This is a genomic window from Streptomyces sp. NPDC033174 (assembly GCF_055577795.1).
Genome location: NZ_JBVIPQ010000004.1, coordinates 456,546 through 482,106 on the forward strand (window position 1 = coordinate 456,546; position 25,561 = coordinate 482,106).

The following is a 25,561-nucleotide window of genomic DNA, read 5'->3' on the forward strand; positions in this document are numbered from 1 at the left end:
TACCACGGCCGCGGCAGGCGCCGCGGAGCTACTGCGTGCGCGGTAGTCGGCCGCTCGTCCCCGAGCGGGATTCGCCCGCGGCAGCCTCCGGCTACGGTGCGCGCATGAGCCAAAGACGGTTCCGCGTTCGGGCCGGTGTCAGGGACTGGCTGATCGCCGTAGGCGTGGCGGCAGCGCTGCTGGTCACCGGTCTGTCGGGGCAGCACTCCGCCACGGGCCTCGGCCTGCTCGGCTACGTGCTGTTGGCGGTGGGCGGCCTGTCGCTGGCCGCGGGCCGCCGGGCTCCGGTCGCCGTCCTCGCCGTCACCGGGCTCTGCGCGGTGGGCTACCAGGCGGCAGGGTTCGACGTGGCTGCCGTCGCGTTCCTCTTCGCGGTGTACGCGGCCATGCGGGCGGGACACCGGATCGTCACGGTGGTGGTGAGCGTGGCCGTGCTGGCCTCTCTCCCCCTCGCGGCTCTCGCATCGGGCCTGCACGACACGGGCGAGGCATTCGCGCAGGCCCGGGGCGCCCTCCAAATTGCCTGGCTCATCGCCGCCGGCGCCGCCGGTGAAGCCCTCCGCCAGGCCGAACAGCGGGCCGACGAAGCCGAACGCACCCGCGAGGAGACCGCGCGGCGCCGCGCCGACGAGGAGCGGCTGCACATCGCGCGGGAGCTGCACGATTCGCTCACCCACCAGATCTCGGTCATCAAGGTGCAGTCCGAAGCCGCCGTCCACGTGGCCCGCAAGCGCGGCGAAGAGGTACCGGAGGCCCTCCTGGCGATCCGGGAGGCCGGCCGGGAGGCGTCCCGGGAGCTCCGCGCGACCCTGGAGGCGCTGCGCGACGACGACACCACTCCGCCGCACGGGCTCGATCACGTCACCGAACTCGTCGAGCGGGCTGGCAAGAGCGGCCTGGAGGCGACGCTGACGATCGAGGGCCGGCGACACGACGTGCCAACCGCAGTGGGCAGGACCGCCTACCGGGTCGTTCAGGAATCGCTGACCAACATCGCCCGTCACGCCGACGCCGGCACGGCATCGGTCCACATCGACTACCGGCCGGACACGCTCGCGATCCGCATCGACGACGACGGCAAAGCCACGCCGGGCAGTGCGCCGGAGCCCGGCATCGGGCTCCTGGGCATGCGCGAACGCGTCACCGCCCTTGGCGGCCGGCTCCGCGCCGAACCGAGAAGCGAGGGCGGCTTCACCGTCCAGGCCGAGCTTCCCGTGGAACGAGCCTCATGATCCGTGTCCTGCTGGTCGACGACCAGCCGCTCATCCGCAGCGGATTCCGCGCGTTCCTCCACCTCGAAGACGACATCGAGGTCGTGGCCGAGGCCGCCAACGGGCAGGAGGGACTAGAGCTCGCCAGAGAGCACCTCCCCGACATCGCACTCATCGACATCCAGATGCCGGTCCTCGACGGCATCGAGACGACCCGGCGCATCGCAGCCGACCCCGTCCTCGCCGGAATGCACGTCGTCATCCTGACCAACTACGGCCTGGACGAACACGTCTTCAACGCCCTGCGCGCCGGCGCAGCCGGATTCCTCGTCAAGGACATCGTGCCGGAGGACTTCCTGCACGCCGTACGCGTGGCCGCGCGCGGCGATGCCCTCCTCGCCCCCTCGATCACCCGCAAGCTGATCAACCGGTACGTCACCCAGCCGCCCCCCACCTCCAGTGGCACCGGCAAGCCTCTGGAGGAGCTGACCGGCCGCGAACGCGAGGCCGTCGTCCTGGTCGCGCACGGCCTCTCCAACGACGAGATCGCGGCCCGCATGGTGATCAGCCCACTGACCGCGAAGACCCACGTCAATCGGGCCATGACCAAACTCCACGCCCGCGACCGCGCCCAGCTCGTGGTCCTCGCCTACGAATCCGGTCTGGTTGTCCCACGCAGCTCGCCACCCCACGTCGGGTAGATGCGCCGCAAGGCTCGTATCGTGCTGTGATGTGCCAGGTCACAGGCTCGGATGGATGGCAGATCTCGTCCCTGTGACCTGGTGCGATCGTCCACTGTGTACGGCCTTTTGGGGGACGTCAGACTGCCCACATGACTGACACCGAACATTCGGCTGCTGCCCTGACGCTAGGAGGGCGGGCGTGATCGATGTGACTTCGGACAAGAGCCTCGTGGCATCCGCTCGGCTGCGATCGGCACCGCTGGTCTTGGGCGCCGGCGCTCTGGTGGGTGCTCTGGGCGGGATGATCGGTCTGGGCGGCGCGGAGTTCCGGCTCCCGCTCCTGATCGGGATGTTCGGCTTCGCGGCGCTGTCGGCCGTCATCCTGAACAAGGCGATGAGCCTGGTCGTCGTGGTCACCGCCCTGCCCGCCCGCCTGGCCGCCGTCTCCTTCGGTGAGCTCGGCGCCCACTGGTCGATCGCGGTCAACCTGCTGGCCGGGAGTCTGCTCGGCGCATGGGCGGGAGCCTCGTGGGCCGTGCGGATGCGGTCCGCCACCCTCTACAAGGTCCTCGCGATCCTGATGGTCGGCATGGCCGCTGCCCTCGTCGTCACCCACACCACCGCCGTGGGCTCGCTCTCCCTGCCGACCGCCGTCCAGGTGGTGGCCGGACTGGCCGCCGGGTTCGGCATCGGCGTGGTCGCCGCCATCATGGGCGTCGCGGGCGGAGAGCTGCTGATCCCCACGATCGTGCTGCTGTACGGAGCCGACATCAAGCTGGCGGGAAGCCTGTCCCTGCTGGTGTCCCTCCCCACAATGCTCGTCGCGTTCGCCCGCTACAGCCGCGACGGCAGCTTCGCCGTCCTCGGTGCCAACCTGCGCTTCGCCGGACTCATGGCCACGGGCTCGATCGTCGGCGCGCTCCTCGGCGGGCTCCTGCTCGGGGTGATCCCCGACCCGGTCCTCATTCCCGCACTCGCGGTCATCCTGCTGATCTCAGCGGTCAAGGTCGCCCGCCACGACTGACCGGCTGGAGCCACCGGTCAAGTGCCTCTTCGAGAGCGCGAATTCGCACGGACGTCGCGAGTTATGGCGCAGGTCATACGGAAGTCGTCCCGTGATTCGATAGGGCTTCGCGTCCATGTGGTGCAAGTGGTGCGCGAAAGGGCCTCCGGCCAGGGCATTCCTGCGAGTTGGGGCACGCGAGGGCACGGAAAGGGTCCGATAGGTCTAGACAACGACGAAGGCCCGGGTCGCTGACCAGGGCCTTCTGTGTGGAGCGGGTGACGGGAATCGAACCCGCGCTCTGAGCTTGGGAAGCTCATGTTCTACCATTAAACTACACCCGCGTAACGGACCCGATCATCGGTGCCGCATCGTCGCACACTCTACCCCATATCCAGGCCCTTCGGTGTCGTCTCCCGAGGGGCACGTGTCGTCTTCCGGGGGTGGACGCGGGTGCGGGGAGCGGGTGTTGGGGCGTAGGTTGGGCGGGCGGAGTGCCGCTCGCGGCTGTGTCCTGTTCATCCCCTAATGTGGCTATCTCGTCCACGGCTTGTTGGGGAAGGGACTCGATGGACCCGATGGAGCGCACCCTCGTTCGCTGTGCCGAAGGGCACGTGTTCAGCACCACTTCGTTCCCGATGCAGCAGCTCGGTACCGGCCGGATCGGGCCCGGGCGGTTGCTGCGGTGTCCGCGCTGTGCGCGGCTGCGGCATGCCGTGCCGGTGGAGCTGCAGGGGCGGTAGGACCGCCGCGGAGGCCGGGTGGGGGCGCGCGGGGGCCGTCCGATTGGGGCGGGCCCGCGCGCTCTGCGTATCCTCGGGGCGTGCTTCTCTCAGACAAGGACATCCGGGCCGAGATCGACGCCGGGCGGGTCCGCATCGACCCGTACGACGAATCCATGGTGCAGCCCTCGAGCATCGACGTGAGGCTTGACCGCTTCTTCCGGGTGTTCGAGAACCACCGCTACCCCCACATCGACCCCGCCGTCGAGCAGACCGACCTCACCCGCGAGGTCGAGCCGGAGGGGGACGAGGCGTTCATCCTCCACCCCGGTGAGTTCGTGCTCGCATCGACGTACGAGGTCATCTCGCTTCCCGACGACATCGCGTCGCGGCTGGAGGGCAAGAGCTCCCTCGGGCGGCTCGGGCTCGTCACCCACTCCACCGCCGGTTTCATCGACCCCGGCTTCTCCGGGCATGTCACGCTGGAACTGTCGAACCTCGCCACCCTGCCGATCAAGCTCTGGCCGGGGATGAAGATCGGGCAGCTGTGCCTGTTCCGGCTGAGCTCGCCCGCGGAGTTCCCGTACGGCAGCGAGCGCTACGGGTCGCGCTACCAGGGGCAGCGGGGGCCGACGGCCTCCCGGTCGTACATGAACTTCCATCGGACGCAGGTGTGAGCCATGAGTGACGTACGCGAGAACCTGACGTACGAGGGGTTCGGGCGCGCCGTGCGCGAGCTCGCTCAGACCATCGCCGACGACGGGTACGAGCCCGACATCGTGCTCTCCATCGCGCGCGGCGGAGTCTTCGTCGCCGGCGGCCTGGCCTACGCCCTCGACTGCAAGAACATCCACCTGGTCAACGTGGAGTTCTACACCGGGGTCGGTACGACGCTCGAGATGCCGGTCATGCTGGCCCCCGTCCCCAACGCGATCGACTTCAGCGACAAGAAGGTGCTGATCGCCGACGACGTCGCCGACACCGGCAAGACGCTCAAGCTCGTGCACGACTTCTGCCTCGGGAACGTCGCCGAGGTCCGCAGCGCCGTCATCTACGAGAAGTCGCACTCCCTCGTGAAGTGCGAGTACGTGTGGAAGCGCACCGACGAGTGGATCAACTTCCCCTGGAGCGTCGAGAAGCCCGTCGTACGCCGTTCCGGGCAGGTCCTGGACGCCTAGCGCGGCCCCGCAGGACGGACGACATGGAACGCAAGGGAAAGGCCCCGCCGAGACGCTCGGCGGGGCCTTTCGCGCTTCAGAGATCTCCGCGCTTCGAGATGTCCGCGCTTCTCAGATGGTGCCCAGCTTGATGATCGACAGCAGCGCGATCAGCTGGATGGCCGACGCCCCCAGGGCCTTCGGCCACGGCAGGTCGTGCGACTTGCTCACCATCGACGTGAACAGCGCTCCCGCCGCGAGCCAGGTCAGCCAGCCGACCACCTGCACCAGGCCGTTCTCCCCGCCCAGGAACAGGGCGAAGATCAGGCGCGGTGCGTCCGTGATCGACATGATCAGCATCGAGAGGCCCACGGTGGGCTGCCACGCGCCGTCGCCGCCGAGCTGGCGGGCCAGGGTGTGGGTCACCGCGCCCAGGATCACGCCGCCGATCACGAAGCCGACACCCGTCATCAGCGCGTACGGGATCGCCGTCGAGATCGTCGCGTTGATCGCCTCTTCGCGCGCCTGGTCGAAGCCGAAGATCGCCAGCAGGCCGTAGAGGAACGTGACGATCAGCGCCGTGCCCCACACCGCGTGGTCCCGCATCTGCCAGAACGTCGGGCCCGGGCGCATCACGATGCCGCTCAGCAGGGCCTTCCAGGGCAGCCTGGGGCCCGAGGGGGCCGGGGCGGTGCCGGCGCGGTAGGTGGCGCCGTCGCCGTACGGGTCCTCGTCGATCCTGAACGCCTGGGTGTGGCCCGGGTTGTTGGCCGCCGACGCCGGCTGCGGACCGCCGGCGTACGGGTCGTAGCCGTACTGCTGGGCCTGCTGCGGCGACTGGGGGTGCTGTGGGTGCGGGGAGTGGCGCGGGTCGCCGAAGTACTCCGGCTCGCCGTACGGTCCCTGCCCCCCGCCTCCCTGGGGCCACTGCTGCTGATGTTGCTGCGCGTACGGAGGCGGCGGCGCCGCGTTCTGTCCGTACGGCGCCTGCTGCGCTTGTTGTTGCGGGGGGCGGTTGTTGTCCCGGCCGCGTCCGATCCTGAATCCAGCCACGTCAACGAACGTACCTGCTCCCGCTGTGCGGGGTGGGCGGGGCGGCGGAACGCGGCTGTCTTTGCGGCTGACCTGTGACATCCCCTAAGGAGGCATCCCCTAGGGGAACCCGAACGACGAAGTGGCCGGTCCGCCGCACGGGCTGACCGGCCACTTCGTCGTTCTCAGGCACCTCTTACGGGCTGCGTGCAGACGCCCTGCGTGCGGGCGGCTACGAGGAGACCGGCTCCTCCACCGGCACGTCCTCCACCGGCGTCTTGACGGAGTCCAGCAGGAGCTGGGCGACGTCGACGACCTGGAGGCTTTCCTTGGCCTTGCCGTCGTTCTTCTTGCCGTTGACCGAGTCGGTCAGCATGACCAGGCAGAAGGGGCAGGCGGTGGAGACGATGTCCGGGTTGAGCGACAGCGCCTCGTCCACACGCTCGGTGTTGATGCGCTTGCCGATCCGCTCTTCCATCCACATGCGCGCGCCGCCGGCGCCGCAGCAGAAGCCGCGTTCCTTGTGGCGGTGCATCTCCTGCTGGCGCAGGCCCGGGACGGCGGACATGATCTCGCGCGGGGGCGTGTAGACCTTGTTGTGGCGGCCCAGGTAGCACGGGTCGTGGTACGTGATCAGACCGTCGACCGGGGTCACCGGGATCAGCTTGCCCTCGTCGATGAGGTGCTGGAGCAGCTGCGTGTGGTGGATGACCTCGAACTCGCCGCCCAGCTGCGGGTACTCGTTCGCGATCGTGTTGAAGCAGTGCGGGCAGGTCGCGACGATCTTCTTCGCGGCCTTCGGCTTCTTCGTCGAAGGGTCCTCGTCGTCCTCGCCGTACGCCATGTTCAGCATGGCCACGTTCTCCTGGCCGAGCTGCTGGAACAGCGGCTCGTTGCCGAGGCGGCGGGCGGAGTCACCGGTGCACTTCTCATCCCCGCCCATGATCGCGAACTTCACGCCCGCGATGTGCAGGAGCTCCGCGAAGGCCTTGGTGGTCTTCTTGGCCCGGTCCTCCAGGGCGCCGGCGCAGCCGACCCAGTAGAGGTAGTCGACCTCGCTGAGGTCCTCGATGTCCTTGCCGACGATCGGGACCTCGAAGTCGACCTCCTTGGTCCACTCGACGCGCTGCTTCTTGGCAAGCCCCCAGGGGTTGCCCTTCTTCTCCAGGTTCTTGAGCATCGTGCCCGCCTCGGACGGGAACGCGGACTCGATCATCACCTGGTAGCGGCGCATGTCGACGATGTGGTCGATGTGCTCGATGTCGACCGGGCACTGCTCGACGCAGGCGCCGCAGGTGGTGCAGGACCACAGCACGTCCGGGTCGATGACGCCGTTCTCTTCGAGGGTGCCGATCAGCGGGCGCTCGGCCTCGGCCAGCGCCGCGGCGGGCACGTCCTTGAGCTGCTCCGCGGAGGCCTTCTCCTCGCCCTCCATGGTCTTGCCGCCACCGGCCAGCAGGTACGGCGCCTTGGCGTGCGCGTGGTCGCGCAGCGACATGATCAGCAGCTTCGGCGACAGCGGCTTACCCGTGTTCCAGGCGGGGCACTGCGACTGGCAACGCCCGCACTCGGTGCAGGTGGAGAAGTCGAGGAGGCCCTTCCAGGAGAACTGCTCGACCTGCGAGACGCCGAAGACGTCGTCCTCGCCCGGGTCCTCGAAGTCGATCTCCTTGCCACCCGAGGTCATCGGCTTGAGCTCGCCCAGAGCGGTGGAACCGTCCGCGTTGCGCTTGAACCAGATGTTCGGGAACGCGAGGAAGCGGTGCCAGGCCACACCCATGTTGGTGTTCAGGCTCACCGTGATCATCCAGATCATGGTGGTGCCCAGCTTGATCATCGCGGCGAGGTAGACGAGATTCTGCAGCGCGGTGATGCTCAGGCCCTTGAAGGCCAGGATCAGCGGGTACGACGCGAAGTACGCGGCCTCGTAGTGGTCCACGTGGTGCAGGGCGCCCTCGAGGCCGCGCAGCACGTAGATCGCCAGGCCGATGGTGAGGATGACCCACTCGACGAAGTACGCCTGGCCCATCTTGGAGCCCGCGAACCGCGACTTGCGGCCGGGCCGCGAGGGCAGGTTCAGCAGGCGGATGACCATCAGCGTGGCGATGCCGAGGGTGGTCATCGCGGCGATGAATTCGATGTACAGCTCGTACGGCAGGAAGCCGCCGATGATCGGCAGCGTCCAGTCGGCCTGGAAGAGCTGGCCGTACGCGGTGATGATCGTCGGCGGCAGCGTCAGGAAGCCGACGGCCACGAACCAGTGGGCGAAGCCCACGATGCCCCACCGGTTCATGCGCGTGTGGCCGAGGAACTCCCGCACCAGGGTCACACTGCGCTGGTAGGGGTTGTCGGTCCGGGTGCCGGCCGGGACCGGCTGCCCGAGTTTGAAGTACCGGACGAACTGGCCGATGGCGCGTGCGAGCAGCGCGACGCCGACCACGGTCAGCACCAGCGACACAATGATCGCGGCGAGTTGCATGAGGGGCTCCTCGGGCCTGCGAGGCGGAAGTCAGCGTATGCTGATCAAGCGTGGGCTTACTAAGCGGTAACTTAATCAGTTCAGGCTGAGACTACCCACTTATCGCGCCACGCTGTAGCCAGGCCTGCGGTGATCTGTATCGCTCAGGTGACCCTTCCCCTGAGCGCAGGCAGGGTCCGGGCGAGGATCGCGAGGTCCATCCCCAGCCAGTGCTGATCCACATAGTGCAGATCGAGGAGGGTCATTTCCTCCCAGGGTAGTTCCGAGCGGCCGCTGACCTGCCACAGCCCCGTCATACCGGGGCGTACGGAGAGCCGGCGGCGCCCCTCGCCCGTGCAGCTCTCGTCGGTGGCCGGCAGGGGGCGCGGGCCGACCAGGGACATCTCTCCCCGTACGACGTTGATCAGCTGCGGCAGGGCGTCCAGACCGAGGCGCCGGATGTGACGGCCCAGCGGGGTCAGCAGCGGGTCGCGGGGCGGTGTGCTGCGGGAGTGGGGGATGTACGGGGTGATTGCCCCGTCCTCCGCGCTCGCGCCGACGGCCGGGGCCGCGCGCACGCCCCAGGCCTCGACGCCGGTATCGGTCTCGCCGACGCCCCCGGTCGCACCTTCGGACCCGGTCGCGCCCCCGGTCACCCCTTCGGCCCCGGTCGCGCTTTCGGATCCGGCGCCCGCCCCCGTTTCGCCCGCCGTCCTCGTCGTGCGGAACGCCAGCATCTGAAACTCCCGGCCCGCCAGGCCCGCCCGCCGCTCCCGTCTCAGTGCTCCTCCGGGTGAACTCACCGCCACGCCCGCCGCCACGGCGAGCAGGAGCGGGGCCAGTACCAGCAGCAGGAGCAGGCTGCCTGCCAGATCGAGTGCGCGTTTGGCCGTCATGTCCCACACCGTCCCTGGATTGTGTGAGTTATTTGTCCATGTTTGCGGGTTTGCGGTCAGACTCTCTCACGGCGGGGAGGGATTCCCCGGGCTGCCACGCGGGCTCCGGGCCAGTGCTATGAGCGGCCCGGTCGGCGAAGAGTTGAGCCGCCCACACTCAGGTCTGTTGACGCGTCGCCACGGGTCATGCATCCTTGAGCCAGTTCCACTCAAGTAGTCAGCTGGAGGAATTGAAATGGCACGTGCGGTCGGCATCGACCTGGGCACGACTAACTCCGTCGTCAGCGTTCTGGAAGGCGGCGAGCCCACCGTCATCACCAACGCCGAGGGCGCCAGGACCACGCCGTCCGTCGTCGCCTTCGCCAAGAACGGCGAGGTGCTCGTCGGCGAGGTCGCGAAGCGCCAGGCGGTCACCAACGTCGACAGGACCATCCGGTCGGTCAAGCGCCACATGGGCACCGACTGGAAGATCGAGATCGACGGCAAGCACTTCAACCCGCAGCAGATGAGCGCCTTCATCCTGCAGAAGCTGAAGCGCGACGCCGAGGCGTACCTGGGCGAGAAGGTCGTCGACGCGGTCATCACCGTCCCGGCGTACTTCAACGACTCCGAGCGTCAGGCCACCAAGGAGGCCGGTGAGATCGCGGGCCTCAACGTGCTGCGCATCGTCAACGAGCCGACCGCGGCCGCCCTGGCCTACGGCCTCGACAAGGACGACCAGACGATCCTCGTCTTCGACCTCGGTGGCGGCACCTTCGACGTGTCGCTCCTGGAGATCGGCGACGGCGTCGTCGAGGTGAAGGCCACCAACGGTGACAACCACCTCGGTGGTGACGACTGGGACCAGCGTGTCGTCGACTACCTGGTGAAGCAGTTCCAGAACGGGCACGGCGTCGACCTGTCCAAGGACAAGATGGCTCTCCAGCGTCTGCGCGAGGCTGCGGAGAAGGCGAAGATCGAGCTGTCGTCCTCCACCGAGACGACGATCAACCTGCCCTACATCACGGCCTCCGCCGAGGGCCCGCTGCACCTGGACGAGAAGCTCACCCGCTCTCAGTTCCAGCAGCTCACCCAGGACCTTCTGGAGCGCTGCAAGACGCCGTTCCACAACGTCATCAAGGACGCGGGCATCAACCTGTCCGAGATCGACCACGTCGTTCTCGTCGGTGGCTCGACCCGCATGCCCGCCGTCGCGGAGCTCGTCAAGGAACTGACCGGTGGCCAGGACGCCAACAAGGGCGTGAACCCCGACGAGGTCGTCGCCATCGGCGCCGCCCTCCAGGCCGGTGTCCTCAAGGGTGAGGTCAAGGACGTCCTGCTCCTCGACGTGACCCCGCTGTCGCTTGGTATCGAGACCAAGGGCGGCATCATGACCAAGCTCATCGAGCGCAACACCACGATCCCGACCAAGCGGTCCGAGATCTTCACGACGGCCGAGGACAACCAGCCGTCCGTGCAGATCCAGGTCTACCAGGGCGAGCGCGAGATCGCGGCGTACAACAAGAAGCTCGGGATGTTCGAGCTGACCGGTCTGCCGCCGGCCCCGCGCGGGGTCCCGCAGATCGAGGTCGCCTTCGACATCGACGCCAACGGCATCATGCACGTGACCGCGAAGGACCTGGGCACGGGCAAGGAGCAGAAGATGACCGTCACCGGCGGCTCCTCGCTGCCGAAGGACGAGGTCGACCGGATGCGCCAGGAGGCCGAGCAGTACGCGGAGGAGGACCACCGCCGCCGCGAGGCCGCCGAGGCCCGCAACCAGGGCGAGCAGCTCGTCTACCAGACCGAGAAGTTCCTCAAGGACAACGAGGACAAGGTCCCCGGTGACGTCAAGACCGAGGTCGAGACGGCGGTCGCCGAGCTCAAGGAGAAGCTGAAGGGCGAGGACACCGCCGAGATCCGTACGGCCACCGAGAAGGTCGCGGCCGTCTCCCAGAAGCTCGGCCAGGCGATGTACGCCGACGCCCAGGGTGCCCAGGCCGCCGGCGGCGACGCCGGTGCCGGTGCGGGCCAGGCCAAGGCTGAGGACGACGTCGTCGACGCCGAGATCGTGGACGACGAGAAGGACGCGAAGGGTGGCGCCGCATGACGGAGGAGACCCCGGGCTTCGAGGAGAAGCCCGACGTCCCCTCCGGCGCCGCCTCTGACGACGCCGCCGAAGCCGCCGAGGCCCCCTCCACGGAGGAGGGCTCGGCGGCCCCGGCCGGGGACGCAGCACAGACGGCCGGCCTGACGGCCCAGCTGGACCAGGTCCGGAGCGCGCTCACCGAGCGCACCGGGGATCTCCAGCGGCTCCAGGCCGAGTACCAGAACTACCGCCGCAGGGTGGAGCGCGACCGGATCACCGTCAAGGAGATCGCGGTGGCGAACCTCCTCACCGAGCTCCTTCCGGTGCTCGATGACATCGGCCGCGCCCGTGACCACGGCGAGCTGGTGGGCGGCTTCAAGTCGGTGGCCGAATCGCTGGAGACGGTCGCCGCGAAGATGGGCCTGCAGCAGTTCGGCAAGGAGGGCGAGCCCTTCGACCCGACGATCCACGAGGCCCTGATGCACAGCTACGCGCCGGACGTCACCGAGACGACCTGCGTGGCGATTCTGCAGCCGGGGTACCGGATCGGCGAGCGGACCATCCGGCCCGCGCGGGTGGCGGTGGCCGAGCCCCAGCCCGGGGCGACGCCGGCCGCGAAGGAAGAGAAGTCGTCCGACGAGGAGAGCGGTGGCCCGGACGAGGGCTGACGCGACCCGGTGGAAGGAGGGACGTCGATGAGTACGAAGGACTTCGTCGAGAAGGACTACTACAAGGTTCTCGGCGTCCCCAAGGACGCCACGGACGCAGAGATCAAGAAGGCGTACCGGAAGCTCGCCCGCGAGTTCCACCCGGACGCCAACAAGGGTGACGCCGGCGCCGAGTCGCGCTTCAAGGAGATCTCCGAGGCGAACGACGTCCTCGGTGACCCGAAGAAGCGCAAGGAGTACGACGAGGCCCGCGCGCTGTTCGGCAACGGCGGGTTCCGGGCCGGGCCCGGCGGCGCCGGCGGCTCGTTCAACTTCGACCTGGGCGACCTCTTCGGGGGTGCCCAGGGCCCGGGGCAGGGCGGCGCCGGAGGCTTCGGCGGCGGACTCGGGGACGTGTTCGGCGGTCTGTTCAACCGCGGCGCCGGTCCGGGTACGCGTACCCAGCCGCGCCGCGGCCAGGACATCGAGTCCGAGGTGACACTCAGCTTCACCGAGGCGGTCGACGGGGCCACGGTCCCGTTGCGGATGTCCAGCCAGCAGCCCTGCAAGGCCTGTTCGGGCACCGGTGACAAGAACGGCACGCCGCGCGTGTGCCCGACCTGTGTCGGCACCGGGCAGGTCTCCCGGGGCGGCAGCGGCTCCTTCTCGCTGACCGACCCGTGTGTGGACTGCAAGGGCCGTGGGCTGATCGCCCAGGACCCCTGCGACGTCTGCCACGGCAGCGGGCGCGCCAAGTCCTCCCGGACCATGCAGGTCCGGATCCCGGCGGGTGTCTCCAACGGGCAGCGGATCCGGCTGCGCGGCAAGGGCGCGCCGGGCGAGCGCGGTGGTCCGGCCGGCGACCTCTATGTCGTCGTGCACGTCGACGCGCACCCGGTGTTCGGCCGCAAGGACGACAACCTCACCGTCACCGTGCCCGTCACCTTCGACGAGGCGGCGCTCGGCGGCGAGATCAAGGTCCCGACCCTCGGTGGCCCCCCGGTGACGCTGAAACTGCCCGCGGGCACGCCCAACGGCCGTACGATGCGCGCCCGTGGGAAGGGTGCGGTCCGCAAGGACGGCACCCGCGGGGACCTGCTGGTGACCGTGGAGGTCGTCGTGCCGAAGGACCTCGACGACAAGGCGCGCGAGGCCCTTGAGACCTACCGCGAGGCGACCGCGGGTGAGGACCCCAGGGCAGAGCTGTTCCAGGCCGCGAAGGGAGCTTGACGTCATGGACATCAGACCGGGACGCAGCCGCAATCCGTATGAACTGACCGACGAGACGCCGGTGTACGTGATCTCGGTGGCGGCCCAGCTCTCCGGCCTGCACCCGCAGACGCTCCGGCAGTACGACCGCCTGGGTCTGGTCTCCCCGGACCGTACGGCGGGGCGTGGCCGGCGCTACTCGGCCCGTGACATCGAGTTGCTCCGGCAGGTGCAGGCGCTCTCGCAGGACGAGGGCATCAACCTGGCGGGAATCAAGCGCATCATCGAGCTGGAGAACCAGGTCGCCGCGCTGCAGTCCCGGGTGGCCGAGCTGTCGGCGGCCGTGGAGGGCGCGGCGGCGACGCTGCGGCAGCGCGAGGCGCAGGTCCACGCGTCGTACCGGCGGGATCTGGTGCCGTATCAGGATGTGCAGCAGGCGAGCGCTCTGGTGGTCTGGCGGCCGAAGCGACCCGAGTAGGCCCGTGAGGCGAGGCCCCCTCCGACGGAGGGGGCCTTCGTCGTGCCCGGCGCCGGGTCACCCGGCCTGTCACCCGCGCCGCCACCCGGCCCGTCGTCCGGCCCCCGTCCGCGCCGCCACCCGGCCCGTCGTCCGGCCCCCGTCCGCGCCGCCACCCGGCTCACGTGATCATTTCGATGCCCAGGTCGAGCGCCGACTCCCACCACGGCGCCGCGCCCGTCCCGAAGGCGGCGGCCAGCGCCGTTCCCACGGCGATGTCCTGGCCGAGGACCTTGGCGTCGTCCCGCCAGTCCGCCGAGACCGTGCCGTCGCCGGTGGAGTCCAGTTCCCCAAGCGCCCGGCCGTCCCTCAGCAGCCGGCTGGTGACGTACGAGCAGGGCACCAGCCGGTAGTTCGCCCCACCCACCTCGGCGTCGACGCGGTAGGACCGCCGGGAGATCCGCCCCTTGGCGGGCAGGATGCGGGCGGGCCGCCCGTCGACGGTCAGGGTGAGCAGGTCGGCCGCCCGGGTGCCGATGGGGACATGGACGTCCGGTGTGGCGCCGGGGGCCCGTACGAGCGTGACGGAGGGCAGGCCCTCGCCGGTCACGTGGAGGGTCCCGGCGTCGATGTCGAGGGCGACGTGAGTGAGCATGCCTGGTGATCCCGTTCCAGCATTCCGGACTGTGCGATGAGAAAGCCGAGTTGGGCGCGGCTGCCGCTGCCGAGGGCGGACGCGAGCTTGGCGATGTGGGCGCGGCAGGTGCGGACGTTCATCCCCAGCCGGCGCGCGATGGCCTCGTCGACGTGGCCCTCGACGAGGAGTTTGGCTATGGAGCGCTGCACGCCGCTGATGCCGTCCACGGCCGGCGTGTAGGGGACTTCGTGCTCCCAGGGGACACCGTGCAGCCAGAACTGGTCGAAGACGCCGACGAGATACTGCACGAGGCCCTCGTGGCGCAGCTCCAGGGCGACCCGCCGGTCTCTTCGCGCCGGGATGAAGGCGACCTTCCGGTCCACGATGATGAGCCGGTCGATGATCTCCTCGAGGGTGCGCACCTCGAGGCCGTAGGGCGCGATGCGTTCGACGTATCCCATGGTGGCCGAGTGGTGGCGGGCGGTGTGCTGGTACAGCGTGCGCATCTGCACACCGCGGTCGAGCAGCGGCTCCACCCGGCGCAGCCCTTCCTTCAGCACCTCGGGCGTGCGCCCGCTGCCCGGCTGGAGGGTGAGCAGCTCCATCGTGCACTCGTTGATCACGCGGTCCAGCGTGGCGTTGATCAGGCTGAGCCCCTCCAGGACGCTGATGGCCTGGGTGGCCGACGGGTCCGGGGCGTTGATGGTCATGAATGGCTCGAACGTGTCGGCCAGCGAGATCGCGAGCTGCCTCCGCTGCTGGATCTCCCGCTCGATGGGGTGTATCAGCTTGTTCAGCGCGATCGACGGAGGAACCGGCCGCAGCCAGTTGGTGTCGTCCGGATCGGGGTGCAGCAGGGCGAGGTCGATCAGGCACGGCACTTCTTCGACGTCCGCCCGGGCTATCCGGCCGGCGCGTAGAGCGGTCGCGTACAGGTGCTTTCCGGCATCGCACAGCTCGCCATGACTGTGACCGTTATCCGTATCGCCCCTTTTCGACTGCATTTACACCCCCCTCAGGGTCCTGCATTACAGGAACATGATGCCTGGACTTGCTGGTGGAAGCGTTCGGAGTGAGCCATCGTCGTAGGCGCGGGGGAGGAGGTAATGATCAAAAGAGGTGGAGATCGGCCATGACCAGGATGGTTCGTGCACTTAGCGCCATAGCTGTTGTTGCGGCGGCTGCTCTCGGCGCTGTCGCTGCCAACGGTGAGCCGACGTGGGACAGCGAACCCGCACACAGCGTAGTAGCGGCTCCGGGCGAGCCGACGTGGGACATCGCTCCCACGGTCGAGGGGGAGCCCACGTGGGACCTCGCACCGGTGGACGTGGACGCATGACCGTTCCGCCGGACGACCGGGTCTTCCGCCGGGAGATGGCTTCGGCCTATCGATCCGGGTGGCATTTCATCGATCTCGTCACCGCGGTGCCACACCGTGGCGAATCGTTGATGGTCACCCTCTTCGGGGAGCCCATCCTCGTCACCCGCGGAGAAGACGAGGACATTCGCGCCTACCGCTGCCTCCGCCGGCCCCGAGGGGCCCCACAGCCCGTCCGCTGTGCCATCCGGTACGGCATGATTTTCGTCAATCTCGACCAGCGCGACCACCAGCTGGTCGAGCCCGAGACCACCACCGCCACCCCCCGCAGTGCCTGAGCGGTTCCCCCGTCGTTGTAAATCGCTCAGGTGCTTCCCCCACACAGCGGCGCCATCGTGGACCTGAAACACGATGGCGCCGCTGTGCTGTGCCCGTGCGGCCGATCGGTCCGGAAGGCGGGCCCTACGCCCGGCCCATCGCGCGCGTCAGCGCGATCTCGATGACCACCCGGTCCGGGTTCGGCGCCGGCGTGCGGTTGTAGCGGGCGGCGTAGCGCTCGACCGCGTCGGCCACCACCTCCGCCTCGGTGCGGATCGTCGCCACGCCCTCCAGCGTCGCCCAGCGCCCCTTGTCCACCTGGCAGACCGCCACCCGCGCGCCGCCCGGGCCCGCCGCCAGGACATTGGCGACCTTGTGGCTGTGCTTGTTCGTGATGACCCGGGCGATGCCGTTCTCGCCGCCCTCGGGGTCGTACGTCACGCCCACCGCGACCACGTGCGGACTGCCGTCCGGCCGGGGAGTGGTCAGCGTGCTCATGTGGTACTCGCTCCAGAAGGCGCGGTACGAGTCGTCGGGGTTGCTCGGGTCGATGGCCATGGGCGGAACCTACCCGCGCATCCGGGATCCGCGACACCTTGAGCGGAATAGACTCAACTTTGTGTACCTTAGAAGAGTCATAGAAGTCAGGGACCGCTGAGCCGCACCCGCGCAACGAGGAGGAGACACCGCACGTGGACGCAGAACTCACCAACAAGAGCCGGGACGCGATCAACACGGCCACCAGCCGGGCCGTGTCCGAGGGGCACGCCGACCTGACCCCCGCGCATCTGCTCCTCGCGCTGCTCGCGGGCCAGGACAACGAGAACATCATCGACCTGCTCGCGGCCGTCGAGGCCGACCAGGCCGCTGTACGGTCCGGAGCGGAGCGGCTGCTGGCCGCCCAGCCCAGCGTCACCGGTTCCACCGTCGCGCCGCCGCAGCCCAACCGTGATCTTCTCGCCGTCATCGCCGACGCCGACAAGCGCGCCAAGGAGCTCGGGGACGACTACCTCTCGACCGAGCACCTGCTCATCGGGATCGCGGCGAAGGGCGGACAGGCCGGCGAGGTGCTCGCCCAGCAGGGGGCGAGCGCGGCAAAGCTGCTGGACGCGTTCGAGAAGGCAAGGGGAGGACGTCGGGTGACCACAGCGGACCCCGAGGGTCAGTACAAGGCGCTGGAGAAGTTCGGTACGGACTTCACGGCCGCGGCCCGCGAGGGCAAGCTCGACCCGGTCATCGGGCGCGACCAGGAGATCCGCCGGGTCGTCCAGGTGCTGTCCCGTCGTACCAAGAACAACCCGGTCCTCATCGGTGAGCCGGGTGTCGGCAAGACCGCGGTCGTCGAGGGCCTCGCCCAGCGGATCGTGAAGGGCGACGTCCCCGAGTCGCTGAAGAACAAGCGGCTGGTCGCGCTCGACCTCGGCGCGATGGTGGCCGGAGCGAAGTACCGCGGCGAGTTCGAGGAGCGGCTGAAGACCGTCCTGTCCGAGATCAAGGCCAGCGACGGCCAGATCATCACCTTCATCGACGAGCTGCACACCGTCGTCGGCGCGGGCGCCGGCGGCGACTCCGCCATGGACGCCGGCAACATGCTCAAGCCCATGCTGGCCCGCGGCGAGCTGCGGATGGTCGGCGCGACCACGCTCGACGAGTACCGCGAGCGGATCGAGAAGGACCCCGCCCTGGAGCGGCGTTTCCAGCAGGTGCTGGTCGCCGAGCCGACGGTCGAGGACACCATCGCGATCCTGCGCGGCCTCAAGGGGCGCTACGAAGCCCACCACAAGGTCCAGATCGCCGACTCCGCCCTGGTGGCCGCCGCGACCCTCTCCGACCGGTACATCACCTCGCGCTTCCTGCCCGACAAGGCCATCGACCTCGTGGACGAGGCCGCCTCCCGCCTCCGGATGGAGATCGACTCCTCGCCACTGGAGATCGACGAGCTCCAGCGCGCCGTCGACCGCCTCCGGATGGAGGAGCTGGCCCTCAAGAACGAGACCGACCCGGCCTCCCGGCAGCGCCTGGACAAGCTCCGCAAGGACCTCGCCGACAAGGAGGAGGAGCTGCGCGGGCTGACCGCCCGCTGGGAGAAGGAGAAGCAGGGCCTCAACCGGGTCGGTGAGCTGAAGGAGAAGCTCGACGACCTGCGCGGCCAGGCCGAGCGCGCCCAGCGCGACGGCGACTTCGACTCCGCCTCCAAGCTGCTGTACGGGGAGATCCCCGCCCTGGAGCGGGAGCTGGAGGCGGCCAGCGAGGCCGAGCAGGAGGCCGCGAAGGACACCATGGTCAAGGAGGAGGTGGGCCCCGACGACATCGCGGACGTCGTGGGCTCCTGGACCGGCATCCCGGCGGGACGCCTCCTGGAGGGCGAGACGCAGAAGCTGCTGCGCATGGAGGACGGGATCGGCCGGCGGCTCATCGGTCAGGGCGAGGCCGTACGGGCCGTGTCCGACGCGGTCCGCCGCACGCGCGCCGGGATCGCCGACCCCGACCGGCCGACCGGATCGTTCCTCTTCCTCGGCCCGACCGGTGTCGGCAAGACCGAACTGGCCAAGGCGCTCGCCGACTTCCTCTTCGACGACGAGCGGGCCATGGTCCGTATCGACATGAGCGAGTACGGCGAGAAGCACAGCGTCGCCCGGCTGGTCGGCGCGCCTCCCGGCTACGTCGGCTACGAGGAGGGCGGCCAGCTCACCGAGGCGGTCCGCCGCCGTCCGTACAGCGTGGTGCTGCTCGACGAGGTGGAGAAGGCGCACCCCGAGGTCTTCGACATCCTGCTGCAGGTCCTGGACGACGGCCGTCTGACCGACGGTCAGGGCCGGACGGTCGACTTCCGCAACACCATCCTGATCCTGACCTCCAACCTGGGCAGCCAGTTCCTGATCGACCTGACGGCCACAGAGGAGGAGAAGAAGGAACGTGTCCTGGAGGTGGTCCGCGCCTCCTTCAAGCCGGAGTTCCTCAACCGGCTCGACGACCTGGTGGTCTTCTCCGCCCTGTCGAAGGACGAGCTGGCGCACATCGCGGAGCTCCAGATCTCCCGGCTCGCCAAGCGGCTGGCCGAGCGCCGGCTCACCCTGGACGTCACCCCGGCCGCGCTGGAGTGGCTCGCGGACAAGGGCAACGACCCCGCGTACGGCGCGCGACCGCTGCGCCGCCTGATCCAGACGGCGATCGGCGACCGGCTCGCGAAGGAGATCCTCGCCGGCGAGGTCACGGACGGCGACACGGTCCGTGTGGACCGCTTCGAGGACGGCCTGATCGTGGGCGCCGCCCAGTAGCCGCCGCCCTCGCCGCCCATAACCACAGGGTGGATGCGAACAGACGTGCGAGGGTGGTGCCCGCCGCCCTCGTACGATCTGTCAGCCCGCAGCGGATCGCGGCGGCCCGGGCTTGCCACCGACCGGTCGGGATGGGGGAGGATGGCAGGAACCGTACGAAGGGAAATTCACGGTGAGCATCGACCCGTCCTCGATTCCGAATTTCGGGGGACAGCCCCAGCCTCAGGCCTCAGGACCGGCGGGCCCCGTCGTCCCCGACCAGGACCTGGTCAAGCAGCTCCTGGACCAGATGGAGCTGAAGTACGTCGTCGACGACGAGGGTGACCTCGCGGCGCCGTGGGAGGAGTTCCGGACGTACTTCATGTTCCGGGGCGAGGAGGACCAGAAGGTCTTCTCGGTGCGGACCTTCTACGACCGGCCGCACGCCGCGGACGACCGCGCCAAGATCCTCGACACGATCGACGACTGGAACCGCCGCACCCTGTGGCCCAAGGTCTACACGCACCTGCACGAGGAGGAGGACGGCTCCGCCACCCTCCGTCTCATCGGCGAGGCGCAGATGCTGATCGGCACCGGCGTCGCGCTCGAGCACTTCGTCTCCTCGACGGTCAGCTGGGTGCGCGCGTCCATCGAGTTCGACAAGTGGCTCCTGGAGCAGTTCGGCCTGGAGTCCGGCGAGGACGAGAAGCCCGGCGACGAGGCCTGAGCGGTTCCGCCGCGGCCCCGCGAGGTCACTCGTGAGGCCCTACAGGACCATCGTCAGCGCGTAGACGCCGTAGCAGAACGACAGCCCGGCCAGGGCCGTGATCACTCCGATCGCGGCCCGCGGCCGGGCTTTCGTCAGCGCGCACGCCAGCGGCAGCAGCAGCGGGAACGCGGGCAGCAGGAAACGGGGCTTCGACTCGAAGAAGCCGGAGCCGCCCACGGCGATCACCACCAGCACGGCCGCGTAGACGAACACCGGCACCGGCGGGCGGTCCATCGCGAGCAGCGCGAACAGCAGCACACCCGCCGCGGTGATCAGCAGGGCCATCGAGAAACCGAAGGCCATCGGCTGGGTCAGCAGCGTGCGGACGAAGCGCAGGGCGCCCATCCCGAAGTCGAACCGGGACGTCCAGCCCTCCTGCACGGCGAAGTAGCCGCCGAACAGATCGCCCCGCTGCCCGCCCACCCAGAGCAGATAGCCGGTCCAGCCGACCGGGGCCAGGGCCGCGCCCGCCCACACCGCCCCCGGGACCCGGCCGCGGCGCCGGCCGATCTCGTAGGCGGCCGCCGCCAGGACCGCCACGGCGACCGCGACCCCGTTGGGCCGTGACAGCCCGGCGAGCGAGGCGAGGGCGCCCGCCCACAGCCAGCGCCGGGTGAGCACCGCGTACAGCGCCCAGGCGGCGAAGGCGGTCATCACCGGTTCGGTGTACGCCATGGAAAGCACGATCGAGTGCGGCAGCAGGCCCCAGAGCAGCACGAGCACGGTGGCCGTGGTCCGGTCGTGCAGCCGTTCACCGATGAGGTAGATCCCCCACGCGGCGGCCCCCGCCGCCGCCCAGGACAGCGCCAGTCCAGCCGTCCCCCCGGTCACCGGGAGCACCTCGGTCACGGCCCGTACGAGCCCCGGATAGAGCGGGAAGAACGCCAGATCGGACTGGACCGCCCCGTCCGGCCAGTAGACCGTGCGGCCGTAGCCGTGGGCGGCGATCCCGATGTACCAGTCGGAGTCGTACGAGCCCGCGAGCAGCGCCCTCGGGGAGCGGCCGATGTGCCAGGACCAGAGCGCCAGGACGGCCATCCCGGTGAGCCGCGCGAGCGCGAACAGCCCGAGCGCGGGAGTGGCCCTGTGCAGCGAGGCCCGCCACCGGGGAACGGTCCGCGGACCGGCGGAAGCGGCGTGATCGAAGGTCTCGGCGGACAGGGGGCACCTCCGGGCGCGGGATCGGTCGGCCCGACCCCCCGGCGGCCCGGGCCGGCGGGGAGTCAAACATCGGTCAACCCGACAATCGGCAGATCCCGTGCAGCGCTAAAGCGCTTTCAGCCGCGATACCGCCTCCAGCAGCACACTCTCCCTCTTGCAGAACGCGAACCGGACGAAGGACGCCCCCGCGTCGCGGTGGTCGTAGAAGACGGCGTTCGGGATGGCCACCACCCCGCAGCGCTCCGGCAGTGCGCGGCAGAAGGCGAAGCCGTCGCTCTCGCCGAAGGGGCGGATGTCGGTGGTGACGAAGTAGGTGCCGGACGGGCGGTAGACCTCGAAGCCCGCCTCGGCCAGACCGTCGCTCAGCAGGTCCCGCTTCGCCGACAGATCGGCCCGGAGCCCGTCGAAGTAGCTGTCGGGCAGCCGCAGGGCCTCGGCGACGGCGTACTGGAACGGGCCCGAGGAGACATACGTCAGGAACTGCTTGGCGGACCGGACGGCGGTGGTCAGAGCGGGGCTCGCGGTGACCCAGCCGACCTTCCAGCCGGTGAAGGAGAAGGTCTTGCCCGCCGAGCCGATGGTGACCGTGCGCTCCCGCATCCCGGGAAGCGTCGCGATCGGGATGTGCTCGGCGTCGCCGAAGACCAGGTGCTCGTAGACCTCGTCCGTCACGACGAGCAGATCCCGCTCGACGGCGAGGGCGGCGACCGCGGTGAGCTCCTCGCGGGTGAGGACGGTGCCGGTGGGGTTGTGCGGGGTATTGAGGAGGATCAGCCGGGTCCGGTCGGTGACGGCGGCGCGCAGCTCGTCCAGATCGAGGACGTACGCCCCCTCGTGCGGGCGCAGGGTGACCGGCACCCTGGTCCCGCCCGCCATGGCGATGCACGCGGCGTACGAGTCGTAGTACGGCTCGAGCGCGATCACCTCGTCGCCGGGCTCGACGAGCGCGAGAAGGGCCGCCGCGATCGCCTCGGTGGCCCCGGCGGTGACGAGGACCTCGGTGTCGGGGTCGTGGGCGAGGCCGTACCGGCGCTCCTGGTGGGCGGCGATCGCGGTGCGGAGCTCGGGGACGCCCGGGCCCGGCGGGTACTGGTTGCCGCGCCCGTCGCGCAGGGCCCGGACCGCGGCCTCCCGGATCTCCTCGGGGCCGTCGGTGTCGGGGAAGCCCTGGCCCAGGTTGATCGACCCGGTGCGCATGGCCAGCGCGGACATCTCGGCGAAGATCGTCGTGCCGAATTCGGCGAGGCGGCGGTTGAGCAGCGGTCGTGTCATGACGGTCATCCTCGGGCGTACCTCTGGACTTCCTCAACTGCCGTTCGTGGATTCGCACCTGGGGGAGGACCCAACGCGCCATCTCCGACCCTGCCCCTGACACCTGCCTGAAAGCGCCCGAGGTAGGCATTCCAGGGGGGAGGGTGGGGTGTCGGCGTACGCGGTATTCCCCTGATCGGCCTGTCTGGGTGTGACAGGTGGCGAGGGTGGGCTTTCGATGGCGGTATGTCACGACGTGATCGTGTTTGCTCCCGCTCTGTTCGCTCCGCCGTGGCTTTGGGTCTGGTGGCGGCGCTGGCCGTCGGCTGTACCGGGGCCGATGCCGACACCACCGCCGTCGCGCGTGCGGCCGCCGCGACGTTGCCGCTGCCCACTGCCCCTCCGGCTCAGCCGCCGGCGCAGATCACCCGGGCCGAGGTCGAGACCGCGGTTGGCCAGCTGGACGACGTCGTGCGGGATTCCATGCGCCGCACCGGTGTGCCCGGTGTCGCCGTGGGTGTGGTGCACAACGACGAGGTGCTGTACGTGAAGGGGTTCGGCGTGCGCAAGGCGGGCACGCAGGACCAGGTCGGGGCGGACACCGTCTTCCAGCTCGCCTCGGTCTCCAAGCCGCTTGCGTCCACGGTGGTCGCCGCGACCGTGGGGGAGAAGACTGTCGGCTGGGACGACCCGGTCGTGGAGCACGACTCCGGCTTCGCTCTGAAGGACCCGTGGGTCAGCCGCCGTGTCACGCTGGCCGACCTGTTCTCGCATCGCAGCGGACTGCCCGACCACGCCGGAGACCTCCTGGAAGACCTCGGCTACGACCGCTCGTACATCCTGAACCGCCTGCGCTACCAGCCGCTGGCGCCGTTCCGAGCCGAATACGCGTACACGAACTTCGGGCTGACCGAAGCCGGCGTTGCCGCCGCGCGAGCAGCGGGGACCAGCTGGGAGGAGCTGTCAGCCGAGAAGCTGTACCGGCCGCTGGGCATGGACTCCTCCAGTTCTTCCTTCGCCGACTACGAGAAGGCGGAGAACAAAGCCGCCCTGCATGTGCAGAGCGGGGACACCTGGCGCGCCGAGTATGTGCGCGACGCGGACGCCCAGAGTCCGGCGGGCGGGGCCAGCTCCACGGCCCGGGACATGACGAAGTGGATGCGCCTGCAACTGGGCAACGGCAAGTTCGAGGGGCGGCAGGTCGTCGACGCCGACGCGCTGGCGCTGACCCATCTGCCGCACATGCTCTCCGAGCCGCCGCACTCGCCTGTGGACCGGTCCGGGTTCTACGGGCTCGGCTGGAACGTGAGCTACGACGACCAGGGCAGGCTGAAGCTCGGCCACTCCGGCGGTTTCGCGCTGGGGGCGGCCACCCACGTCGCACTGCTGCCCTCGGAGAAGCTCGGCATCGTCGTGCTGACCAACGGCCAGCCCGTCGGCCTGCCCGAGGCGATCACCGCCACGTTCCTCGACACCGCGCAGACGGGCGGGCCCACCGTCGACTGGCTGACGTTCCTCGGGCCGATCATCAAGCAGACCCTGGCGGGGGAACGCTCGCCGACCGACTACAGCAAGCCTCCCGCCTCGCCCGCACCCGCCAAGGCGGACAGCGCCTACACCGGAACGTACGCCAATGAGTACTACGGCCCGATGACCGTCAGCGCCCAGGGCGGCGAACTCACGATGCAACTCGGACCGAAGAAGCAGCGGTTCCGCCTGCGCCACTACGCCGGGGACACCTTCAGCTACCGCACCACCGGCGAGAACGCCGTCGGCCTGTCCGGCGTGACCTTCACCGTCTCCGGCGGACGCGCCGGCAAGGTCCGGGTCGAGAATCTCGACACGACCGGTCTCGGCACCTTCACGAGGAGCGACTGACGACCTCGTACACGGTCGGCCGTGGCCCGGCGGCCGGGCCCACGGACGGCCCAGTCAGCCTCGGACGGCCCCTGAACTGCCCTTCTGTGCAGGTCAGGGGCCGTTGCCCCACGAGAACCCTCTGAACTTCCTCAAGTGTGCTTTGACGGATCCCGGGCGGGGGGATCCCCCTGCCACGTGGCCGGCTCGTCCCGCTGCCGGCACGAAGCTCTGGACTTGCTCAATTCGGATTTGGCCGTGTGACGGCGGGGGCATCCCCCTCACACAAGGCGTACGGGGGTGACACGAATGGAAGTACTGGTCATCGGATTCGTGATGGCGGTCGTGGTGGTGGGCCTGATGGCGGGCTCCCGCGACAAGCGGCGCAGGCGGGGGAGGTCCAGCGGCAGCCACGGGGGCGGCTGGTGGGCGGGCGGCGGCGACAGCGGTGGCTCCTCCTGCGGTGGAAGCTCCTCCTGCGGCGGCGGGTCGTCCTGTGGCGGCGGTGGCGGCGGGGGTGGATGCGGTGGTGGAGGCAGCTGACACGGGGCAGCTGGTCCGCAACCACTGAAGGCGCCCGGCGGGCGAACTGCCGCCGGGCGTCTTCTTGTTGACCGGTGTGACGGTTGTCGTACCGCGCGATCGGTTTCTCTTTGAACAGATGAACCGAGGGGCCCCCGGGGGGATGGAAACCACGTCAAGTTGGGTAAAAACGCTGTGAGTCCCCCGCAGTTCATGATTCCCTCGCTGTCGAGAACATCCAGCCCTCGGACCTCGTGTGGACCCGAGCCGGCGAACCCCACTCCCGGTGAGACTCACCGGGACGCCCCCGGTCCACCCGTCAAACCGTGTTTGCGGAGCCGACCCATGCTCACGACCCTGAAGACGACCTATACCGACACGCGCGCGGCCGACCTGGCCTGGGCGCTGGGGCGGGAGCCGCTGCCCGCCCTCGCCGTGCTCGACCTCGAACTGAGAGGGGCCAAGCTCCAGTTGAGACTGCTTGGCGCCTCTCACCAAGTGCTCCTCGAGGAGGAGAAGGGCACCTGCTCGGAAACCGTCGCCTGTATGCCCGGCAGTAGTACACCGCTGCCGCTGGGCGTGTCCAAACGAGTGGGCGGATGGGAGTACGAGTTCGCGGCGCGCGTCGAGACGCTCTCGCAGGGCTCGTTCGCGGGCCGGGCACAGGAGTTGCTCGCCCTCGTCGCCGACCATCCCAACGGCCTCGCCGGAACGTTCCCCGGCTCGCCGCACGCCTTCACGGCGATGCTGGCGCAGCGCCACGAGGGACAGGTGCGGTGGCGCACCTGGCACGCCTACCCGCAGGAGGGGCAGTTGGTGGTGACGCGGACGCGCATTGGTGCCCGGATCGCAGCCGCCCTATAGGTGTGAAAGCGACTAAACATCCGTGTGGGTGACAGGCCGCGATGCGGGTGTGACGTAGCGTTAC

At 69.5% G+C, this 25,561-nt stretch carries 23 protein-coding genes and 1 tRNA gene; 15 read left to right on the forward strand and 9 right to left on the reverse strand.

The genetic code is table 11. The features are described 5' to 3' along the window. Nucleotides 1-104 precede the first annotated feature (104 nt). The 3 genes from ACZ5VC_RS15730 to ACZ5VC_RS15740 all read left to right on the forward strand — a co-directional run bounded on the left by ACZ5VC_RS15730 (nucleotide 105) and on the right by ACZ5VC_RS15740 (nucleotide 2,918). A complete protein-coding gene (locus tag ACZ5VC_RS15730; RefSeq protein WP_469120592.1) occupies nucleotides 105-1,232 on the forward strand; it encodes a sensor histidine kinase in 1,128 nt (375 codons plus the stop codon). Next, a complete protein-coding gene (locus tag ACZ5VC_RS15735; RefSeq protein ID WP_469120593.1) occupies nucleotides 1,229-1,912 on the forward strand; it encodes a response regulator in 684 nt (227 codons plus the stop codon). Before ACZ5VC_RS15730 ends, ACZ5VC_RS15735 begins: the two co-directional genes overlap by 4 nt. Nucleotides 1,913-2,093: 181 nt before the next feature. After that, nucleotides 2,094-2,918 carry a sulfite exporter TauE/SafE family protein gene (locus ACZ5VC_RS15740; protein ID WP_469120594.1) on the forward strand — a complete coding sequence of 275 codons (825 nt, stop codon included), beginning with the start codon at nucleotides 2,094-2,096 and terminating at the stop codon, nucleotides 2,916-2,918. 249 nt (nucleotides 2,919-3,167) lie between these two features. Here ACZ5VC_RS15740 and ACZ5VC_RS15745 read toward each other — a convergent pair. Further along, nucleotides 3,168-3,241: transfer RNA gene (locus ACZ5VC_RS15745), tRNA-Gly, on the reverse strand. Nucleotides 3,242-3,720: 479 nt separating this feature from the next. Here ACZ5VC_RS15745 and dcd point away from each other — a divergent pair. Next, complete coding sequence (gene dcd / locus ACZ5VC_RS15750; RefSeq protein ID WP_469120595.1) at nucleotides 3,721-4,296, forward strand: dCTP deaminase; 576 nt, start codon at nucleotides 3,721-3,723, stop codon at nucleotides 4,294-4,296. A 3-nt stretch (nucleotides 4,297-4,299) separates the two neighbouring features. Beyond that, nucleotides 4,300-4,797: a phosphoribosyltransferase gene (locus tag ACZ5VC_RS15755; RefSeq protein ID WP_468709229.1), complete on the forward strand. Its 498-nt coding sequence runs from the start codon at nucleotides 4,300-4,302 to the stop codon at nucleotides 4,795-4,797. Nucleotides 4,798-4,908: 111 nt separating this feature from the next. Here the strand turns inward: ACZ5VC_RS15755 and ACZ5VC_RS15760 are convergent, their stop codons facing one another. From ACZ5VC_RS15760 to ACZ5VC_RS15770, 3 genes are all read right to left on the reverse strand, one after another. Continuing rightward, on the reverse strand, nucleotides 4,909-5,829 hold the full coding sequence (locus ACZ5VC_RS15760; protein ID WP_469120596.1) for a Yip1 family protein: 921 nt from the start codon (nucleotides 5,827-5,829) through the stop codon (nucleotides 4,909-4,911). Between the two features lie 211 nt (nucleotides 5,830-6,040). Then, a complete protein-coding gene (locus ACZ5VC_RS15765) occupies nucleotides 6,041-8,287 on the reverse strand; it encodes a (Fe-S)-binding protein (RefSeq protein ID WP_469120597.1) in 2,247 nt (748 codons plus the stop codon). A gap of 143 nt (nucleotides 8,288-8,430) precedes the next feature. Continuing rightward, complete coding sequence (locus ACZ5VC_RS15770; RefSeq protein ID WP_469120598.1) at nucleotides 8,431-9,162, reverse strand: sugar transferase; 732 nt, start codon at nucleotides 9,160-9,162, stop codon at nucleotides 8,431-8,433. A gap of 235 nt (nucleotides 9,163-9,397) precedes the next feature. On the opposite strand from ACZ5VC_RS15770, the gene dnaK reads away from it, so the two are divergent. From dnaK to ACZ5VC_RS15790, 4 genes are read left to right on the forward strand one after another with little or no spacing between them, the layout of a single operon-like run. Continuing rightward, nucleotides 9,398-11,251, forward strand: a complete 1,854-nt coding sequence (dnaK, locus tag ACZ5VC_RS15775) for a molecular chaperone DnaK (RefSeq protein WP_469120599.1) — start codon at nucleotides 9,398-9,400, stop codon at nucleotides 11,249-11,251. Continuing rightward, on the forward strand, nucleotides 11,248-11,898 hold the full coding sequence (gene grpE, locus ACZ5VC_RS15780) for a nucleotide exchange factor GrpE (RefSeq protein ID WP_468711614.1): 651 nt from the start codon (nucleotides 11,248-11,250) through the stop codon (nucleotides 11,896-11,898). Before dnaK ends, grpE begins: the two co-directional genes overlap by 4 nt. 27 nt (nucleotides 11,899-11,925) lie before the next feature. Further along, entirely contained in the window at nucleotides 11,926-13,107 is a 1,182-nt protein-coding gene (gene dnaJ / locus ACZ5VC_RS15785) for a molecular chaperone DnaJ (RefSeq protein ID WP_468711613.1), read from the forward strand. Between the two features lie 4 nt (nucleotides 13,108-13,111). After that, on the forward strand, nucleotides 13,112-13,564 hold the full coding sequence (locus ACZ5VC_RS15790) for a heat shock protein transcriptional repressor HspR (RefSeq protein WP_468711612.1): 453 nt from the start codon (nucleotides 13,112-13,114) through the stop codon (nucleotides 13,562-13,564). Between the two features lie 160 nt (nucleotides 13,565-13,724). On the opposite strand, the gene ACZ5VC_RS15795 is transcribed toward ACZ5VC_RS15790, so the two are convergent. Both ACZ5VC_RS15795 and ACZ5VC_RS15800 read right to left on the reverse strand, forming a co-directional pair. After that, nucleotides 13,725-14,198 carry a hypothetical protein gene (locus ACZ5VC_RS15795; RefSeq protein ID WP_469120600.1) on the reverse strand — a complete coding sequence of 158 codons (474 nt, stop codon included), beginning with the start codon at nucleotides 14,196-14,198 and terminating at the stop codon, nucleotides 13,725-13,727. Beyond that, complete coding sequence (locus ACZ5VC_RS15800; RefSeq protein WP_469120601.1) at nucleotides 14,150-15,184, reverse strand: helix-turn-helix transcriptional regulator; 1,035 nt, start codon at nucleotides 15,182-15,184, stop codon at nucleotides 14,150-14,152. The genes ACZ5VC_RS15795 and ACZ5VC_RS15800 overlap by 49 nt, the downstream gene beginning before the upstream one ends. Nucleotides 15,185-15,515: 331 nt before the next feature. On the opposite strand from ACZ5VC_RS15800, the gene ACZ5VC_RS15805 reads away from it, so the two are divergent. Next, entirely contained in the window at nucleotides 15,516-15,836 is a 321-nt protein-coding gene (locus ACZ5VC_RS15805) for a (2Fe-2S)-binding protein (RefSeq protein WP_468711606.1), read from the forward strand. A gap of 124 nt (nucleotides 15,837-15,960) precedes the next feature. Here the strand turns inward: ACZ5VC_RS15805 and ACZ5VC_RS15810 are convergent, their stop codons facing one another. Continuing rightward, nucleotides 15,961-16,374: a pyridoxamine 5'-phosphate oxidase family protein gene (locus ACZ5VC_RS15810; RefSeq protein ID WP_469120602.1), complete on the reverse strand. Its 414-nt coding sequence runs from the start codon at nucleotides 16,372-16,374 to the stop codon at nucleotides 15,961-15,963. A 134-nt stretch (nucleotides 16,375-16,508) separates the two neighbouring features. On the opposite strand from ACZ5VC_RS15810, the gene clpB reads away from it, so the two are divergent. Next, nucleotides 16,509-19,094, forward strand: a complete 2,586-nt coding sequence (clpB, locus tag ACZ5VC_RS15815) for an ATP-dependent chaperone ClpB (RefSeq protein ID WP_469120603.1) — start codon at nucleotides 16,509-16,511, stop codon at nucleotides 19,092-19,094. A gap of 172 nt (nucleotides 19,095-19,266) precedes the next feature. Beyond that, nucleotides 19,267-19,800: a type III secretion system chaperone family protein gene (locus tag ACZ5VC_RS15820; protein WP_469120604.1), complete on the forward strand. Its 534-nt coding sequence runs from the start codon at nucleotides 19,267-19,269 to the stop codon at nucleotides 19,798-19,800. Nucleotides 19,801-19,839: 39 nt separating this feature from the next. Here ACZ5VC_RS15820 and ACZ5VC_RS15825 read toward each other — a convergent pair whose 3' ends face one another. Then, nucleotides 19,840-21,003 (reverse strand): hypothetical protein, encoded by a 1,164-nt coding sequence (locus ACZ5VC_RS15825; protein WP_469120816.1) that lies wholly within the window; start codon nucleotides 21,001-21,003, stop codon nucleotides 19,840-19,842. A 105-nt stretch (nucleotides 21,004-21,108) separates the two neighbouring features. After that, nucleotides 21,109-22,284 (reverse strand): pyridoxal phosphate-dependent aminotransferase, encoded by a 1,176-nt coding sequence (locus ACZ5VC_RS15830; protein ID WP_469120605.1) that lies wholly within the window; start codon nucleotides 22,282-22,284, stop codon nucleotides 21,109-21,111. Between the two features lie 216 nt (nucleotides 22,285-22,500). Here ACZ5VC_RS15830 and ACZ5VC_RS15835 point away from each other — a divergent pair, with 216 nt between their 5' ends. The 3 genes from ACZ5VC_RS15835 to ACZ5VC_RS15845 all read left to right on the forward strand — a co-directional run bounded on the left by ACZ5VC_RS15835 (nucleotide 22,501) and on the right by ACZ5VC_RS15845 (nucleotide 25,497). After that, nucleotides 22,501-24,132, forward strand: coding sequence for a serine hydrolase (locus ACZ5VC_RS15835; RefSeq protein WP_469120606.1), 1,632 nt, complete (start codon nucleotides 22,501-22,503; stop codon nucleotides 24,130-24,132). Nucleotides 24,133-24,411: 279 nt separating this feature from the next. Further along, nucleotides 24,412-24,654 (forward strand): hypothetical protein, encoded by a 243-nt coding sequence (locus ACZ5VC_RS15840; protein ID WP_468711597.1) that lies wholly within the window; start codon nucleotides 24,412-24,414, stop codon nucleotides 24,652-24,654. A 324-nt stretch (nucleotides 24,655-24,978) separates the two neighbouring features. Further along, nucleotides 24,979-25,497: a DUF2617 family protein gene (locus ACZ5VC_RS15845; protein ID WP_468711595.1), complete on the forward strand. Its 519-nt coding sequence runs from the start codon at nucleotides 24,979-24,981 to the stop codon at nucleotides 25,495-25,497. Nucleotides 25,498-25,561: the final 64 nt, after the last annotated feature.

What these genes read in the sequence shown, in the direction of transcription:
- ACZ5VC_RS15730 (WP_469120592.1), top strand. Translation starts at nt 105, where the DNA reads ATGAGCCAAAGACGGTTCCGCGTTCGGGCCGGTGTCAGGGACTGGCTG.
- ACZ5VC_RS15735 (WP_469120593.1), top strand. Translation starts at nt 1,229, where the DNA reads ATGATCCGTGTCCTGCTGGTCGACGACCAGCCGCTCATCCGCAGCGGA.
- ACZ5VC_RS15755 (WP_468709229.1), top strand. Translation starts at nt 4,300, where the DNA reads ATGAGTGACGTACGCGAGAACCTGACGTACGAGGGGTTCGGGCGCGCC.
- ACZ5VC_RS15765 (WP_469120597.1), bottom strand. Translation starts at nt 8,287, where the DNA reads ATGCAACTCGCCGCGATCATTGTGTCGCTGGTGCTGACCGTGGTCGGC.
- ACZ5VC_RS15770 (WP_469120598.1), bottom strand. Translation starts at nt 9,162, where the DNA reads ATGACGGCCAAACGCGCACTCGATCTGGCAGGCAGCCTGCTCCTGCTG.
- dnaK (WP_469120599.1), top strand. Translation starts at nt 9,398, where the DNA reads ATGGCACGTGCGGTCGGCATCGACCTGGGCACGACTAACTCCGTCGTC.
- grpE (WP_468711614.1), top strand. Translation starts at nt 11,248, where the DNA reads ATGACGGAGGAGACCCCGGGCTTCGAGGAGAAGCCCGACGTCCCCTCC.
- dnaJ (WP_468711613.1), top strand. Translation starts at nt 11,926, where the DNA reads ATGAGTACGAAGGACTTCGTCGAGAAGGACTACTACAAGGTTCTCGGC.
- ACZ5VC_RS15790 (WP_468711612.1), top strand. Translation starts at nt 13,112, where the DNA reads ATGGACATCAGACCGGGACGCAGCCGCAATCCGTATGAACTGACCGAC.
- ACZ5VC_RS15795 (WP_469120600.1), bottom strand. Translation starts at nt 14,198, where the DNA reads ATGCTCACTCACGTCGCCCTCGACATCGACGCCGGGACCCTCCACGTG.
- ACZ5VC_RS15800 (WP_469120601.1), bottom strand. Translation starts at nt 15,184, where the DNA reads ATGCAGTCGAAAAGGGGCGATACGGATAACGGTCACAGTCATGGCGAG.
- ACZ5VC_RS15805 (WP_468711606.1), top strand. Translation starts at nt 15,516, where the DNA reads ATGACCGTTCCGCCGGACGACCGGGTCTTCCGCCGGGAGATGGCTTCG.
- ACZ5VC_RS15810 (WP_469120602.1), bottom strand. Translation starts at nt 16,374, where the DNA reads ATGGCCATCGACCCGAGCAACCCCGACGACTCGTACCGCGCCTTCTGG.
- ACZ5VC_RS15830 (WP_469120605.1), bottom strand. Translation starts at nt 22,284, where the DNA reads ATGACCGTCATGACACGACCGCTGCTCAACCGCCGCCTCGCCGAATTC.
- ACZ5VC_RS15835 (WP_469120606.1), top strand. Translation starts at nt 22,501, where the DNA reads ATGTCACGACGTGATCGTGTTTGCTCCCGCTCTGTTCGCTCCGCCGTG.
- ACZ5VC_RS15845 (WP_468711595.1), top strand. Translation starts at nt 24,979, where the DNA reads ATGCTCACGACCCTGAAGACGACCTATACCGACACGCGCGCGGCCGAC.